Annotated in this window: 9 protein-coding genes and 2 pseudogenes; 8 read left to right on the top strand and 3 right to left on the bottom strand. The window is 67.6% G+C overall.

Annotated elements, in window-relative coordinates:
- Nucleotides 1–13: 13 nt before the first annotated feature.
- Together BN2156_RS17405 and BN2156_RS17410 are read right to left on the bottom strand one after the other, a co-directional pair.
- On the bottom strand, nt 14–1,102 hold the full coding sequence (locus BN2156_RS17405) for an IniB N-terminal domain-containing protein (RefSeq protein WP_090516276.1): 1,089 nt from the start codon (nt 1,100–1,102) through the stop codon (nt 14–16).
- A gap of 285 nt (nt 1,103–1,387) precedes the next feature.
- Complete coding sequence (locus BN2156_RS17410; RefSeq protein WP_090516277.1) at nt 1,388–1,936, bottom strand: Rv0340 family IniB-related protein; 549 nt, start codon at nt 1,934–1,936, stop codon at nt 1,388–1,390.
- 197 nt (nt 1,937–2,133) lie between these two features.
- On the opposite strand from BN2156_RS17410, the gene BN2156_RS17415 reads away from it, so the two are divergent.
- The 3 genes and pseudogenes from BN2156_RS17415 (at nt 2,134) to BN2156_RS17425 (ending at nt 9,399) form a co-directional block, all read left to right on the top strand.
- Nucleotides 2,134–3,906 carry an Hsp70 family protein gene (locus BN2156_RS17415; protein ID WP_090516278.1) on the top strand — a complete coding sequence of 591 codons (1,773 nt, stop codon included), beginning with the start codon at nt 2,134–2,136 and terminating at the stop codon, nt 3,904–3,906.
- Between the two features lie 10 nt (nt 3,907–3,916).
- Nucleotides 3,917–6,390: pseudogene (iniR, locus tag BN2156_RS17420) on the top strand (isoniazid response ATPase/transcriptional regulator IniR).
- Nucleotides 6,391–6,538: 148 nt separating this feature from the next.
- A pseudogene (locus tag BN2156_RS17425) lies at nt 6,539–9,399 on the top strand (heterodisulfide reductase-related iron-sulfur binding cluster).
- Here BN2156_RS17425 and BN2156_RS17430 read toward each other — a convergent pair.
- Nucleotides 9,324–9,572, bottom strand: a complete 249-nt coding sequence (locus BN2156_RS17430; protein WP_090516279.1) for a hypothetical protein — start codon at nt 9,570–9,572, stop codon at nt 9,324–9,326. The pseudogene BN2156_RS17425 and the gene BN2156_RS17430 sit on opposite strands and share 76 nt — an antisense overlap.
- Nucleotides 9,573–9,826: 254 nt before the next feature.
- On the opposite strand from BN2156_RS17430, the gene BN2156_RS17435 reads away from it, so the two are divergent.
- From BN2156_RS17435 to BN2156_RS17455, 5 genes are read left to right on the top strand one after another with little or no spacing between them, the layout of a single operon-like run.
- A complete protein-coding gene (locus BN2156_RS17435; RefSeq protein ID WP_090517444.1) occupies nt 9,827–11,098 on the top strand; it encodes a pyridoxal phosphate-dependent aminotransferase in 1,272 nt (423 codons plus the stop codon).
- 40 nt (nt 11,099–11,138) lie between these two features.
- Nucleotides 11,139–12,377, top strand: a complete 1,239-nt coding sequence (locus BN2156_RS17440; RefSeq protein ID WP_090516280.1) for a YibE/F family protein — start codon at nt 11,139–11,141, stop codon at nt 12,375–12,377.
- Between the two features lie 42 nt (nt 12,378–12,419).
- Nucleotides 12,420–12,944: a 2Fe-2S iron-sulfur cluster-binding protein gene (locus BN2156_RS17445; protein WP_090516281.1), complete on the top strand. Its 525-nt coding sequence runs from the start codon at nt 12,420–12,422 to the stop codon at nt 12,942–12,944.
- Nucleotides 12,941–13,936 (top strand): FAD binding domain-containing protein, encoded by a 996-nt coding sequence (locus BN2156_RS17450; protein ID WP_090516282.1) that lies wholly within the window; start codon nt 12,941–12,943, stop codon nt 13,934–13,936. Before BN2156_RS17445 ends, BN2156_RS17450 begins: the two co-directional genes overlap by 4 nt.
- Entirely contained in the window at nt 13,933–16,035 is a 2,103-nt protein-coding gene (locus BN2156_RS17455; RefSeq protein WP_090516283.1) for a xanthine dehydrogenase family protein molybdopterin-binding subunit, read from the top strand. The genes BN2156_RS17450 and BN2156_RS17455 overlap by 4 nt, the downstream gene beginning before the upstream one ends.
- Nucleotides 16,036–16,038: the final 3 nt, after the last annotated feature.

Genomic DNA, 16,038 nt, shown 5'->3' on the forward strand with positions numbered 1-16,038 from the left:
CTTGTGGATCGGATCAGAAGGCGTCGAACCCGGTGTCGGTCGCGTTGTGCGATGCGACGTCGGTGTGGGACTGCGAGTGCGAGTCGTAGCTGTTACCCGAGCCCAGCGCCGAGCTGCTGTCGTAGCTGTTGCCCGACGCGAGCGCGGTGTTGGTCTCGTTGCCCGAACCGAACGCAGTCTCGTTGCCCGAGGCGATGTTCGACGAGTAGGACGAGGAGTTGTCCTCCACGCTGGAGTGCGTCTCGGTCTGCACCGAGGTGCTCACCGAGTTGTCCTGGGTGTTGCGGCTGCCGTAGTCACCGTCAACCTGGTTGCCGCCGACCGCCGTGGTCGAGGCGTCGGTGAGGATGATCGAGCCGGCGTTGCCGCCGTCGCCGCCGGACGCACCGCCGCTGCCGATACCGATCAGGCTGTCGCCGCCGGATGCGCCGCCACCGTGGCCGCCGCTCATGTCGACGTCACTGATGACCGGACCGTCATTGCCGGAGATCAGGTCGCCACCGGCAGTCTGCGAGTTGTCCTCGATGTCGTTGTCCTTGCCGACGGCGACGTTGGAGCCTGCGCCGGCCCAGATGTCGCCGTTGTTGGTGGTGTTGCCGTCACCGAGCACGGCGCCGTCACCGCTGACGATGTCGCCGTCGTTGTCACCGTCGACCACCACGCCGCCGTTGGTGGCGGTGTTGGTGCTCTTGTCACCGAGGGTGATGTCACCGAAGCCCAAGTTGAACGCACCCTGCTGGGCGTTGGCGCCGGCGTCCTGGTTGGGGCTCATCACCGGCACGTTGTTGTGGCTGGCCCACTCGGTGTCGTTGTTGCTGGCCACCTGCGTCTGCGGGGAGAACGGCGAGGCGACCTGGTTGCCGAACTGGGCCGGGATGCTGTGGTGGTCGGCGACCGCACGCTGCAGGCCCACCACCGGGTTGCCGCCACCGAGCAGGACGCCGGCCGGAGCCGCGGTGGCCGCAACGGCGTGCAGCTGGGCCGCGGTCACGTTGGGCAGGCCGGCGTCACGCAGGCTGCCGTCCGGGTCGGCGATGAACGACGCGGCCGAGGCCGGGCTGCGGAACAGGTCGAGGATGAAGTCGATCAGAGAGATTGCCATTGGTCCAACCCTTTCGGTTGTTGTGGGAAGTCTTTTCGGAAGTCCCCCGCCGGGCTCTCCGGCGATCTGGAGACAACGTTATGGGTGCGCCGCAGCCCCGGAAACGGGGTCGGTTCCCCTCCCCGCACTGCCCCTACTCGGGCTGCAGGGGGATGCCCCAATAGGGGGATAGGGGATATCTAGGGGCGGGCGTGGGTAGCCCCGCATCTATTGACGTTATCGCAGGTAAAACGCAGTAAGCGCACGCCCCAAAGGGGTCGTGCGCTTACTGAGGGTTGAGCCAGATCAGTCGAAGATGTCGAATCCGCCGGCACCGTCGGTGTGGTGCTGGTCGTCAACGATCGGCTGGGCCCAATCTTCGGCCGGGGCCGGGTCGACAATCGTCGCGTCATCGAAGACGGCATCGTTGACCTGCAGCGAAAGGTCGTCGAGCGGCTGGCTGAGCGGCCCGATGTCGTCGATCGCGGACCCGGACGCCACCAACTGGTCCACGGAGCCCGACTGATCGATGACGTGGCCGGCCGCCGCGTCCCAGGCGTCGTTGGGGGTGTCGAGCGGCACGTGATCGCCGAAGGCATCGAACGCCGCAGTAGCGGCCCCACTGGCCCACACGTTGCCGCCCGCATCGGCGGCGCCGAGGTCACCGAGCCCGCCGTTGGCACCGGTCATCGACAGCGACTCCGAGACCACCGGGATCAGATTGTTGACGTCCGTGCTGGTCACATCGGTCAGATTGGCATCGGCGATCGCCTGTGCCGGGTCAGCGGCATAGTGGGCAGCGGCGTCGGGGTCGCGTACCAGCGACATCACAAAGTCCAGCAATGTGTTCGCCATGCTCCACCTCCTCAACGGTTCGATTTGAATGCTAGCCAGCTGCGAGGTCCCTGGGATCGGTGCCGAACCCACCCCTGCCCGCGACCCATTAGGGGGGCGAGCGTTAGGGGATTCACGCCACTAGGGGTTCAATCACGGGCCGTCGGGGTTCCAACGGTTAGGGTGAGGGTCGGCCGAGACAACAGGAGTGACGCCTGATGACCGACTCACTGGGGTTGTCGATCGGGATGACCAACCTGGTGGCAGCCCGCGAAGGTCGCCAACCGGTAATCCGCCGATCGATCCTCACCCTGCACAACGACCGTGCCCCCGATGTGGGCGACTACACCGGCAGCGGACTGCCACTGGCCGGCTTCGTGGAGCGGGTGGGCGATCCGGTGCCGCTGGTCGCCGCCGACGGCTCCCAACACCGGGGCGAGCTGGTGCTGGGCGAGGCGCTGGCCGCGATGGCGCGCCTCGCCGGTGGCGGTACGCCGGTGGTGATCGCGGTCCCGGCGCACTGGGGTCCGAGCACCGTCAACGCATTGCGCGGCGTCCTGCCTCGCTATCCCGGACTGGCTCCGGGCGGTACACCACCGGGCCTGGTGCCGGATTCCCTGACCGCTCTGGCCGCCCTGCAGGCCGATCCGGGGTTGCCCACCGAAGGTGTCGTGGTGTTGTGCGATTTCGGCGGCAGCGGCACCAGCGTGACGCTGGCCGACGCCGGCGCGGCGTTCGCCACGCTCGGTCCGACCGTGCGCTATCCCGATTTCTCCGGCGACCTGATCGACCAGGCCCTGCTCAACCACGTGCTCAGCGGAGTCGCCGCGGCCAACGACACCGATCCGGCGGGCACCGCCGCGGTCGGCTCGTTGGCACGGCTGCGGGCGGAATGCCGGCAGGCCAAGGAGCGGCTGTCGGCCGAGACCGCCACGGTGGTTCACACCGAACTGCCGGGATTCAATTCCGATGTCCGGGTAACCCGGCCCGAACTCGACCAGCTCATGTCCGCGCCGCTGGCAGGCCTGCTGGACGCCATCGAAGACACATTGCAGCGCAGCAACATTGCGTTGTCGAGCGTGAACGTGGTGGCCACCGTCGGCGGTGGTGCGGCGATACCCCTTGTCACCCAGCGGCTTTCGGAGCGCCTTCGCGCACCGGTCGCAACGACGGCCCACCCGCAGTTCGATGTGGCTGCGGGGGCCGCGCTGGTCGCCGAGCGGGTCATCGACGCGGGTGCACCGACGGGCATGGCCCCCGCGGTGGCTGCCGCCGACGCTCCGACGGGTTTGGCTCCCGAGGTCACCGGCGCCGACGCTCCGACCGGCATGGCCCCGACAAGCCAAGCGCCAGCAGCCGGTACCGGGAACTTCGGCGCACTGGCCTGGTCGCAGGACGACGCACCCGGTAATGAGCCGGTGCCGTATGCGGGCGGTGAGTACGAGACGCCCGCGGGCAATACGGCGGCGCGACCGTCCGTCGAGTTCAGCCACGACGAGGAGATGTTCGACGCCGGACCGGCGCCGCTCCCCTGGTACAAACGGCCGCCGATCCTGTTCGGGGCGGCAGCCGCGGCCGCGCTGCTGGCCGCCGGTGGCCTCGCGGTGACTTTGACCAGTTCCGAAGGGGATTCGACGCCGGTCACCGAGACCAGCACCACCTATTCGATGGAGGCGCCGCCGCCTGAGCCGGTCACGACCGTGACCGAGGGGCCGGACGGAGTCAAGACCACCACGGTCGTGGTACCACCACCTCCGCCGCCGGAAACGACGACCCCACCGCCGGAAACCACCACGACGACCAGCCCGACCACAACGACGACCACCACGACGACAACAACGCCGACGACAACAACGACCACCCGCACCACGACCACCACGACGCAACCTCCGACGACGACCACGCAGCCGCCGACAACGACAAAGCCGCCGACCACCACCCAGCCGCCGGTCACGACCACTGCGGCGGCGGAGGGCGACGGCGGCGCCTAGGCGGGCACTGATGACCGCACCGGAGCCCGTTCCGGAGCTTCCGTCGGCCGCCCGGTCGGTGATCGATGCGGTGCTCGCCAACCCGGACGCACCGGCCAAGCTGCTGGTCTCCGGCGGCGTCGGCAGCGGGAAGAGCACGGTGCTCGCCGAGATCCGCGGCGCGCTGCGCGACGCCGGCCGCGTCGTGCTCACTCGGGCACCCCGACCTGGTGACGCACCCGAGTCCGCTTTCGTCGTCGACGATGCCCATCTCCTCGGCGACAGTGAAATCGACAGTCTCACAGAGAAAGTCGCTGATCTGTCGGCGACTGTTGTGGTGGCGGCCGAGCCACTGACACACCGCCAGGCCCTGCACACGTTGGCCACCGCCCTGGCGCGAGAGAATCCGGTGGTACGGCTGGGGCCGCTGACGGCAGCTGAGGTCGGACAGGTTCTGAGCACGGCGCTGGGCACCCCGGCAACGCACGAAACCGTCAGGTCGGTGCTGGCCGCGACGGCCGGGCTGCCGTTTCTGATGGCGGCGGCAGCGGCGGCCGAGGCACCGGCGGAGGCGGCCCGGTTCGCGCTGCTGCAACGGCTGCGCCGGGTTGACGACGACACCCGCGACGCGCTGCTGATCCTGTCGCTGAGCCATGATCTCGGTCCCGACGACGTGGCGGCGGCCCTGCGCTTGTCCGGTGCCGAAGCGTCAGACCTGGTGGACCGGGCCCGGGCCGGCGGGTTGGTGGAGCCGTCACATGACCGGCGCTTCGTGCGGACGGTTCACGAGTCACTCGCCCAGATCGCCGGCGCCGCCCGCCACCATGAAATCGAAACCTCTCTTCTCGCTTCACAACTCGAGCTGTCGACGTTGTCGGCCGACCTCGCGGTGCGGCTGGCCGAGCATGGACTGCGTGATGATCGCCTGGCCGAGGCGCTCGCCGAGCACGCGGCGCACAATCGCGCACGCCCGGCGCGGCCGCGGGCGCGGCGGCGGTGAGTACCCGGCTGGCCGATGCGCTGGCACTGGCCGGCGACTGCACCACGGCGGCCCGGATGTCCGATGAGTTGCTCGGTTCCGACGACCCGGCTGAACGGGCCACCGCGGTGCGGATCGCGGCCAGCGTCGCCATGCACGACGGCAGCGCCGCTCAAGCCGCTGATCTGTTCCGTTGGCTCGGTCCCTACCCCGACGTATTGACAAGTTCGGCGAGCACGACAGCTTTTCTGGCAGCCGGGGACGGCGAGGCCGCGCGGGCGTCGTCGAGTTCCGAAGCAGCCGGGCCACCAACCTCGACGGCACGCGCCGCCCGAAGCCTGGCCGAAGGTTTGGTGCTGTCGCTCGATCAGCCGTTCGCCGTGACCGTGGCCCGGTTGGGCCAGGCCGTCACCGCCGAATATCAGGCCGGTGGCGTCGCACCCGATACCCCGGCGGCGCTGGTGACGCTGGCGGCCCTCCACGGCGGCGACTCGGTCCGCGCGCGCAGCGTGATCAGCCGGGCCGTACGAGCCGGCGGGACCGACGGCTCGGGCGACGAAGTGTTCAGCGCGGCTCGGCACCGCCTGCTGTTGGGCTGGGTGAAGATGCAGGACGGCCAGCTCGCCGCGGCCGGTGCCGACGCCTCGGCCGCCGAATCGGGTGAGGATCTGCACCGGCGTGATGCCTTGTGGGCGGCGGCCCTGCGGACCGCGATCGCCCGGCGCAGCGGGGACAGCGGCGCGGTTCAGAAGTATTGGTACGCCGCGGTGGAGGTGCTCGCCGAGTACTCGATCGACCTCTTCTCCCTGCTGCCGCTGGGCGAACTATGGGTCGCCGGTGCCCGTATGCGTCAGGTCGACCGACTGGAACACGCCCTGGCCGAGGCGTGGGATCTGCTCACCCGGCTCGGCAACCCGGTGTTGTGGTCGGTGCCCCTGCACTGGGCCGGCGTCCACGCCGGGATTCTCGCCAACTCACCCGGCGCCGTCGCCCCGCACGGTCAGGCGCTCACGGCCGCGGCCGGGCAGAGCACCTTCGCCCGGGCCCTGGCCAACGCCGGTCGCACCTGGCTGCGGGTATTGGCCAACCACGTCGATACCGACGAGGTCACCGCCGCCGCCAAGTCCCTGTCCCAGTTCGGCCTGACCTGGGATGGCACCCGGCTGGCCAGTCAGGCCGCACTGCAGACCCCCGACGCCCGGGTATCGCAGGCCATGCTGCAACTGGCCCGCGATCTCAAACAGACCAGTGCGGTCGAGGAGGTCGAGGTCGCTTCACCGGCAGCGCCGGTCGGCGCCCCGACACAGACAGCTCCGGCCCCGTCGTCGACCAAGTTGTCCGACCGCGAACGCGAGGTCGCCGAACTGCTACTGCTCGGGATGCCCTACCGCGATATCGGCAGCCAGTTGTTCATCTCGGCGAAGACGGTGGAACATCATGTCGCCCGGATTCGTCGCCGCCTCGGAGCCGAGTCCCGGACGGAAATGCTGTCGATGTTGCGGGCGATGCTGACACCACAGGGCTGAGAGCTATACCACAGTGGCCTCAAAGTTAGGTAAGCCTCGGTAGCGGTGAGAAACACCGAAATGTCACTATGAGCTGAAGGAAGCTAAGTTACCGACGGGTAACTATGTCCAAGTTACCCGCGAGTAACTCGCGAATGGAGGCGTTTCTGTGGAGAGTCTCGAACACACCCTTGCGGTGTCGCGGCTGATTCTCGGTCTGCTCGCCACGCTCGTCGTTCTGGCGTTCGCCGCCAAGCGCGTGCTGTGGCTCACGAAGCTGATCAGCTCGGGCCAAAAGGTCGGCGACGAGCGCGGCCGTAAGGACCATCTGGTTCAGCGCTTCCTGAACCAGAACAAGGAAGTCTTCGCCCAGTCGAAGCTCCTGAAATGGTCGATCCCCGGCATCGCGCACTTCTTCACCATGTGGGGCTTCTTCGTCCTGGCGACGGTGTACCTCGAGGCCTACGGCGTGCTGTTCGACCCCGAGTTCCACATCCCGCTCGTCGGCCGCTGGGCGATCCTTGGCTTCCTCCAGGACTTCTTCGCCGTCGCCGTGCTGGCCGGCATCATCGTCTTCGCGATCATCCGCATCCGCAAGAACCCCGAGCAGCTGGGCCGGGAATCCCGCTTCTACGGCTCGCACAACGGTGGCGCCTGGACGATTCTGATCATGATCTTCCTGGTCATCGCGACCTACGCGGTGTTCCGTGGTGCCGCGGTCAACGTGCTGGAAGAGGACTTCCCGTACCAGTCGGGTGCCTTCTTCTCCGATGGCATGGCCGCGTTGCTGGCTCCGCTGGGTCACACCGCCAACGTGTGGCTGGAGTCCATCGCACTGCTGGCCCACCTCGGCGTCATGCTGGCCTTCCTGCTGATCGTGCTGCACTCCAAGCACCTGCACATCGGCCTGGCCCCGATCAACGTCACCTTCAAGCGCCTGCCCGACGGCCTCGGCCCCCTGCTGCCGATGGAATACAAGGGCGACAAGATCGACTTCGAGGATCCCGCCGAGGACGCGGTGTTCGGTAAAGGCCGTATCGAGGACTTCACCTGGAAGGGCAACCTCGACATGGCGACCTGCACCGAGTGTGGTCGCTGCCAGTCGCAGTGCCCGGCCTGGAACACCGGCAAGCCGCTGTCTCCCAAGCTCGTGATCATGAACCTGCGCGACCATCTGTTCGCCAAGGCCCCGTACATCATCGAGGGCAAGCCGATGCCCGAAGAGGGCTCGGTCGACTTCGCCAAGCTGGGCGACAGCCTGCACGGCCACGGTGTGCCCGAGGACGGCTTCGCCCGCATCGAAGGTTCGGGCCCCGAGCAGGCGCTGCGCCCGCTGGTCGGCACGGCTGAGCAGGGGGGCGTCATCGACCCCGACGTGCTCTGGTCCTGCACCAACTGTGGTGCCTGCGTCGAGCAGTGCCCCGTCGACATCGAGCACATCGACCACATCGTCGACATGCGCCGCTACCAGGTCATGGTCGAGTCGGAGTTCCCCGGTGAGCTCGGCGTGCTGTTCAAGAACCTGGAGACCAAGGGCAACCCCTGGGGCCAGAACGCCAAGGACCGCACCAACTGGATCGACGAGGTCGACTTCGACGTCCCGGTCTACGGCGAGGATGTCGAGAGCTTCGACGGCTTCGAGTACCTGTTCTGGGTCGGTTGCGCCGGCGCCTACGAGGACCGCGCCAAGAAGACCACCAAGGCCGTCGCCGAGCTGCTGGCCGCCTCGGGTGTGAAGTTCCTGGTCCTGGGCACCGGTGAGACCTGTACCGGCGACTCGGCTCGCCGCTCCGGCAACGAGTTCCTGTTCCAGCAGCTGGCCGCGCAGAACGTCGAGACCATCAACGAGCTGTTCGAGGGTGTCGAGACGGTCGACCGCAAGATCATCGTGACCTGCCCGCACTGCTTCAACACGATCGGCCGCGAGTACCCGCAGCTGGGTGCCAACTACACCGTGGTGCACCACACGCAGCTGCTGAACCGCCTGGTCCGGGACAAGAAGCTGGTGCCGGTCAAGTCCACCGGTGGCCCCGAGGTCACCTACCACGACCCGTGCTTCCTGGGCCGTCACAACAAGGTCTACGAGGCTCCGCGTGAGCTTGTCGAGGCCTCCGGCGTGACGCTGAAGGAAATGCCCCGCCACGCCGACCGCGGCCTGTGCTGTGGTGCCGGTGGCGCGCGGATGTGGATGGAAGAGCACATCGGCAAGCGCGTCAACGTGGAGCGCACCGAAGAGGCGATGGACACCGCCTCGACCATCGCGACCGGCTGCCCGTTCTGCCGCGTGATGATCACCGACGGTGTCGACGACGTGGCCGCTGCCCGCAACGTCGAGAAGGCCGAAGTACTCGACGTGGCTCAGCTGCTGCTGAACTCACTGGACAAGAGCGGCATCACGCTGCCTGAGAAGGGCACGGCGGCAAAGGAATCCGAGAAGCGGGCCGAGGCACGCGCCGAAGCCGAGGCCAAGGCGGCAGCCGCGGCACCGGCACCGCAGAGGCTCCGGCTGCCCCTGCGGCCCCGGTGAAGGGTCTGGGCATGGCGGCCGGCGCGAAGCGTCCGGGTGCCAAGAAGGCTGCGGCTCCTGCCGCGTCGGCTGCACCTGCCGCTCCCGCGGCTCCGGCTGAAACTGCCGCTCCGGCGGCGGCCGAGCCGGCCAAGCCGGAACCCCCGGTGGTGGGCCTGGGTATCGCTGCGGGCGCGCGTCGCCCCGGTGCCAAGAAGTCCGCCCCGGCGGCTCCCGCGGCTCCGGCACCTGTTGCCGAGTCGGCGCCGGAGCCGGCGGCTGAAGAACCTGCCGCAGCGCCCGCCGAGGAAGCCAAGCCGGAACCGCCGGTCGTGGGTCTTGGCATCAAGCCGGGCGCCAAGCGTCCCGGTAAGCGCTGAGCACGTCCCTAACGCACCGAACGGCCATCTCCGCAAGGGGGTGGCCGTTCGGTGTATCCGGGGGTGTGTCAGCCGCCACTGCCGCCGAAGGGCTTGGCTTTTACCGCGGGCGCCGCGACGACCGGGGCGATGGTGCCGGTGTAGGTGACGGTCGTGGTTTCACCGAGGGTCATCGGCCCGCCGGAGATGACGGTAGCCGCCCCTTGCTGCGGATCCCCGCCGAGCGTCGCAGCCAGAACACCCATCGCGATGACGGCGCTTCCGCCCAGGGCCGCGGCCAGGGTGTTGACTCGGAGGATGCTGGTGATTCGTACCATGTGGATTGCCAATCGTGTTGAGCTGTTGCCGATTCAAATACCCTTTGACCTGGGAAAATCGTCGGCCATTTGTGTTCCAGCCATGGTTGCGCAGCTTTTTGGCCAGCGCGCGGCCACCCAAGCGAATACACAGGGGGCTGACACGCGAATCCCAGAAATGAGGACGGACTCCATGCGTTGGCAAATCGGCCGGGTGTGGCGGTGGCCACTCACAAGTTCGGCAAATTCCAAAATCAGTGGACGGTGATGAGACCATGGAGCTCGTGACTACCCATCAGTTGCCGTGGCATACCGGTCAGCACCCGAAGCCGCGTACGTTTACCCAGTCCACGAAGCTGCAGGACGTCCTGTACGAAATCCGCGGACCGGTACACGAGCATGCCTCACGGCTGGAAGCTGAAGGTCACCGCATCCTCAAGCTGAACATCGGCAACCCCGCGCCGTTCGGCTTCGAAGCACCTGACGTGATCATGCGCGACATGATCCAGGCCCTGCCGTACGCGCAGGGCTACTCCGACTCCAAGGGCATCGCCAGCGCGCGCCGCGCGGTGTTCACCCGGTACGAGCTGGTCGAGGGCTTCCCCCGGTTCGACATCGAAGACGTATACCTGGGCAACGGGGTCTCCGAGCTCATCACGATGACCCTGCAGGCGCTGTTGGACAACGGCGACCAGGTGCTCATCCCGGCGCCCGATTATCCGCTGTGGACAGCCTCGACCGCGCTGGCCGGCGGCACCCCGGTGCACTACATGTGCGACGAGACCCAGGGCTGGAATCCCGATGTCGCCGACATCGAATCCAAGATCACCGAGCGCACCAAGGCGCTCGTCGTGATCAACCCGAACAATCCCACCGGCGCGGTGTACAGCCGCGAAACCCTGGAGCAGATGGTCGAGTTGGCCCGCAAGCATCAACTCTTGCTGTTGGCCGACGAGATCTACGACAAGATCCTGTACGACGACGCCAAGCACATCTCGCTGGCGACCCTGGCTCCCGACCTGTTGACGCTGACGTTCAACGGGTTGTCCAAGGCCTATCGGGTGGCGGGCTACCGCTCGGGCTGGCTGGTAATCACCGGCCCCAAGGAGCACGCGAGCAGCTTCATCGAAGGCATCAGCCTGCTGTCGAACATGCGGTTGTGCCCGAATGTTCCTGCCCAGCACGCGATTCAGGTGGCCCTGGGTGGCCATCAGAGCATCGACGATCTGGTTCTGCCCGGCGGCCGGCTGCTCGAGCAGCGTGACACCGCGTGGACCAAGCTCAACGAGATCCCCGGAGTGTCCTGTGTGAAACCCGCGGGTGCGCTGTACGCGTTTCCGCGGCTGGATCCGGAGGTGCACGATATCCACGACGACGAGCAGCTGGTGCTCGATCTGTTGCTGCAGGAGAAGATCCTGCTGACGCAGGGCACGGGATTCAACTGGCCCACACCGGATCACCTGCGGATCGTCACCCTGCCGTGGGCGCGCGACCTGGCCCAGGCCATCGAGCGGCTGGGTAACTTCCTGGCCGGCTACCGCCAGTAGGCGTCAGGAACCGGCCAGCCACCCCCTCTACTCTGTCGGGGTGGCGCACACGCATTCCCACTCCCATTCGCTGGCCGGCCCGTCTCCGCTGGGCCCGCTGGCCGCCCGCATCGTCGTCGGCCTGCTGGTCGCCATCGGGTTCGCGGTCCTCGTCGGCGCCGTCGTGCTGTGGCCCAGCCATCAGAAGGTCGACATTCCGCTGCCCTTCCAGAACGCCGCGGGCGGCGCCGTCACCACCGAGGCCGGGCACGTCACATCCAGCACCCTGGCCGACTGTGGCAGCCCATCGGCGGGCGGCGTGCTCACCGCCAGACCCCAGCCTGCCGTCCCGGGCGGCGGCACATGTGTGCAGAACCTGGTGGCCATCGATTCGGGCCCGAACAAGGGCGCCAACACGCTGCTGGAGTTCACCACCGGGCCCGGGCAACCGAATCTCGTTGCCGGAGACAACATCCGGATCAGTCGGCAGGTCGATCAGGCCGGCACAACGAGCTACGCGTTCTTCGACTACGAGCGCACCTGGCCGTTGATCGCATTGGCCGCGGCGTTCACCGTGGTGATCGTGGCGGTGGCACGCTGGCGCGGCTTGCGGGCGATCATCGGCATCGTGGTGGCGTTCGCGGTGTTGATGATCTTCCTGTTGCCCGCGCTGCGCGACGGCGCCCCGGCGGTCCCGGTGTCACTGGTGGCCTCGGCGGCGATCCTCTACGCGGTGATCTATCTGGCCCACGGCGTCAGCCTGCGCACCAGCGCGGCTCTGCTGGGTACCCTGACCTCATTGCTGCTGGCGGCCATATTGTCCTGGGCAGCAATCGAGTTGGCCCATTTGACCGGGTTGTCCGAGGATCAGAACAACGAAGTTGCGGCGTACATGGGCAACGTGTCGATCACCGGTCTGCTGCTGGCCGGGTTCATCATCGGCTCACTCGGTGTGCTCAACGATGTGACCATCACGCAGGCCTCGGCGGTGTTCGAGCTGGCCGAGCACGGCGGCACCAGGCGCTCGATCTTCGCCGGCGCCATGCGGGTGGGCAGCGACCATATCGCCAGCACGGTCTACACCCTGGTGCTGGCCTATGCCGGCTCCGCGCTGCCGCTGCTGCTGTTGTTCAGCGTGGCCAACCGCTCCTTGCCCGACGTGTTGACCGGTGAGAGCGTGGCGATCGAGATCGCGCGGTCCGCCGTCGGTGGTATCGCCTTGGCGCTGTCGGTTCCGTTGACGACCGGGATCGCCGCGGTGCTCGCGACACCGCAGACCAGGCAGACCAGCAGACACTGAGCCGCCACGTTTGGCGAGCATCAGCCAGGGTATTCGCCGACGGTGAGCCAACCCGATCGTCATCACAGCGAGTTGACCCTCGAGGTCGACGGAACCCGTCGCCATGTGACAGTCGACAATCGCATGACACTGCTGGATGCGCTGCGCGAACGGCTCGGGGTCACGGCACCCAAGAAGGGCTGCGATCACGGTCAGTGCGGCTCATGCACCGTGCTGCTCGACGGTCGTCGCGTCACCACGTGCCTGACGTTCGCGGTAGCCGCCGACGGAGCGCAGATCACCACGGCCTCCGGACTTGAGCAGAACGGCCGCCTTCACCCAGTAGCCCAGTCGTTCTGCGATGAGGACGGCTTCCAATGCGGATACTGCACGCCGGGCCAGATCTGTTCTGCGGTCGGCATGTTGGACGAGGCCAAGGCCGGCGCACCGAGCTTCGTCACCGAGGATCTCGAACTCACACCGGTGCTGACCGACGATGAGATCCGGGAACGAATGAGCGGCAACCTGTGTCGCTGCGCGGCTTATCCGAATATCGTCGCCGCGATCGGGCGGGCGGCTAGCCAATGAAACCGTTCGGCTATCACCGCGCGACCAGCCCCGCCGATGCGGTGGAGATGCTCACGAAGAACCAGCATGCCGCGTATCTCGCCGGCGGCACCAACCTCGTCGACCACATGAAACTCGGTGTCGCCGAGCCGGATCTGCTCGTCGATGTCAGCCATCTCGACCTGTCGGAAACCGTGCTCACCGGCGACGGCGGCGTGCGCATCGGCGCAAATGTCCGTAACAGTGATCTCGCCGCGGACCCGGTGATCCGCTCGCACTATCCGATGTTGGCCCGGGCCTTGCTGTCCGGGGCGTCGGGGCAGCTGCGCAATGCGGCCACCACGGCCGGAAATCTCCTGCAGCGGACCAGATGTGTGTATTTCCAAGACGTCACTACGCCGTGCAACAAGCGCGTTCCCGGCAGCGGGTGCTCAGCGCTGGGCGGTTATGTCCGCTACCACGCGATCCTCGGCGCGTCCCCGCACTGTGTAGCCGTGCACCCGTCGGACATGGCGGTGGCGATGTGTGCTCTGGACGCGCTGGTGGTGGTGCAGACGCGTGACGGCGAGCGCCGCATACCGGTCGAGGATTTCCATCGACTCCCGGGCGACCAACCCGAGCGGGACACAGCACTGGAGCACGGCGATTTGATCACCGCGGTCGAACTGCCGGCTCCGCCCGCCGGGGCGGTTTCGGACTACCGCAAGGTGCGTGACCGGGCGTCCTACGCATTCGCCCTGGTGTCCGTCGCCGCCGAGCTGACCTTCACGTCGACGTTCCAGATCGGTTCGGCGCGCATCGCGCTGGGCGGTGTGGCGCACAAACCCTGGCGAGCACGCAGAGCCGAGCGTCTGTTGGTTGGCGACCAGCCTTCCGATGAGACGTTCGCCGCCGCGGCCGACGCCGAACTCAAGCAGGCCGAACCGCTGCCGGGCAATGAGTTCAAGGTGGAGCTGGCCCGCCGCACCCTGATCGCGCAGCTGCGCATGCTCACGGAGCGGAGGCGGCCATGACCCTCATCGAACCGCATGCCATCGGACAGCCGATGGCCCGCACCGACGGACATGCGAAGGTCACCGGTGCCGCGCGCTACGCATTCGAGCAGCAGGTCGAGCATCCGGCCTACCTGCACCCGATCCAGGCCACCATCGCTCGGGGTCGGGTCGCTGCGATGGACACCACCGCGGCACTCGCCCTCGACGGAGTTCTCGATGTGCTGACCGTGTTCGACGCGCCCGAACTTGCCGATACGTCCGACGGCGAACTGGCGATCCTTCAAGACGACCGAGTGCACTTCCGCGGTCAGATCATCGGTGGCGTGGTCGCCGAGACCGCTGAGATCGCCCGTGAGGCAAGCGCTCTGGTGCGGGTGCACTATGGCGAGGAACCACACGACGTGGAGCTGTCGGCGGATCACCCCGGCCTCTACACGCCCGAGTCGGTCAATCCGTCGTTCCCCGCCGACACCGATCAGGGCGACGTGGAGACCGCGCTGGCCACCGCCGAGGTGACTGTCGACGCGACCTACAGCACGCCGATCGAGCACAACAACCCGATGGAACCGCACGCCTGCATCGCGCACTGGACGATGCGCGACGGCCGGCCCGCGGTGACCCTGTACGACTCGACGCAGGGCGTCCATGTGGTGCGCAAGACGCTGGCTCCGCTGCTCGACCTGCAGCCCGAGCAGCTTCGGGTGGTGGCGCCGCATGTCGGCGGTGGATTCGGGTCGAAGGGCGCGCCGCACGCGCACGACGTGCTGGCACTACTGGCCGCCCGACGTGCCGATGGCCGGCCGGTGAAGCTGGCGCTGACCCGGCAACAGATGTTCTCCGTCGTCGGCTATCGCACCCCGACCATCCAGCGCCTGCGACTGGGCGCCGATACGGATGGCCGCCTCGTCGCCCTGGTACACGATGTCGTCGAACAGACCTCAACCGTCAAGGAATTCGCCGAGCAGACCGCTGTCACCTCCCGCAAGATGTACGCCTGCCCGAACCGGCGCACGTCGCATCGGTTGGCCGCTCTCGACGTGCCCGTTCCGTTCTGGATGCGAGCACCCGGCGAATGTCCCGGCACGTTCGCGGCCGAGGTCGCGATGGACGAGCTCGCGGTGGCGTGCAAACTCGATCCGATCGAGCTGCGGGCACGCAATGAGCCCGAGGTCGATCCGGAATCGGGGAAGCCGTGGTCGGGACGTCATCTCGTCGAGTGTCTACAGGTCGGCGCGGAGCGATTCGGCTGGTATCCCCGTGATCCACGACCCACCAAACACCTTGCCGGCAACTGGTTCATCGGCACCGGGGTGGCCGCGGCGACCTTTCCCGGCATGGCCATGGAGGGCAACACGGCACGGATCAGCCACCCTGGGCATGGCCACTACACGGTGCAGATCGGCGCCGCCGACATCGGCACCGGCACCTGGACCGCGCTGACGCAGATCGCCGCCGACGCACTGGGATGCGACGTCGCCGCGGTCGACCTGCAAATCGGTGACACCGACCTACCGCAGGCGTCGGTGGCCGGCGGCTCGTCCGGAATCACCTCGTGGGGATCGGCAATTGTGGCCGCGGCCAAGCAGTTTCGACGCGAGCACGGAGAGCATCCGCATGTCGGTGTAACAGCGACGGCGGAGGCGCCGCAGAACCCCGACGCCGAGGCATTCACCGTCCAGTCGTTCGGCGCCCACTTCGTCGAGGCCCACGTCAACCGCGACACCGCTGAGATCCGGATCCCCCGGATGCTCGGCGTCTTCTCGGTGGGCCGTGCCATCAATGCGCGCACGCTGCGATCACAGTTGATCGGCGGCATAACCATGGGGTTGTCCATGGCGCTGCACGAGGAGAGCGTCCGGGACCCGCACTTCGGGCATGTGGTCACGCAGGACCTCGCGTCCTATCACATCAGCGCCCACGCCGATGTCCCCGATGTCGATGCGATCTGGCTCGACGAGGTCGAGGAACACCTCAACCCGATGGGCTCCCGCGGAGCGGGCGAGATCGGCATCGTCGGGGCGGCCGCGGCGGTGGTCAACGCCATTCACCACGCCACTGGGGTTCGGGTCCGGGACCTGCCGGTCACCCTCGACAAGGTGTTGGCCGGGCTGCCCTGAGAG

Source organism: Mycolicibacterium neworleansense, from assembly GCF_001245615.1.
GTDB lineage: Bacteria > Actinomycetota > Actinomycetes > Mycobacteriales > Mycobacteriaceae > Mycobacterium > Mycobacterium neworleansense.

Bases quoted from the DNA above. Each gene is read 5' to 3' on its own strand.
- BN2156_RS17405 (WP_090516276.1), bottom strand. From the start codon at position 1,102: ATGGCAATCTCTCTGATCGACTTCATCCTCGACCTGTTCCGCAGCCCG.
- BN2156_RS17435 (WP_090517444.1), top strand. From the start codon at position 9,827: ATGGAGCTCGTGACTACCCATCAGTTGCCGTGGCATACCGGTCAGCAC.
- BN2156_RS17430 (WP_090516279.1), bottom strand. From the start codon at position 9,572: ATGGTACGAATCACCAGCATCCTCCGAGTCAACACCCTGGCCGCGGCC.
- BN2156_RS17455 (WP_090516283.1), top strand. From the start codon at position 13,933: ATGACCCTCATCGAACCGCATGCCATCGGACAGCCGATGGCCCGCACC.
- BN2156_RS17415 (WP_090516278.1), top strand. From the start codon at position 2,134: ATGACCGACTCACTGGGGTTGTCGATCGGGATGACCAACCTGGTGGCA.
- BN2156_RS17410 (WP_090516277.1), bottom strand. From the start codon at position 1,936: ATGGCGAACACATTGCTGGACTTTGTGATGTCGCTGGTACGCGACCCC.
- BN2156_RS17450 (WP_090516282.1), top strand. From the start codon at position 12,941: ATGAAACCGTTCGGCTATCACCGCGCGACCAGCCCCGCCGATGCGGTG.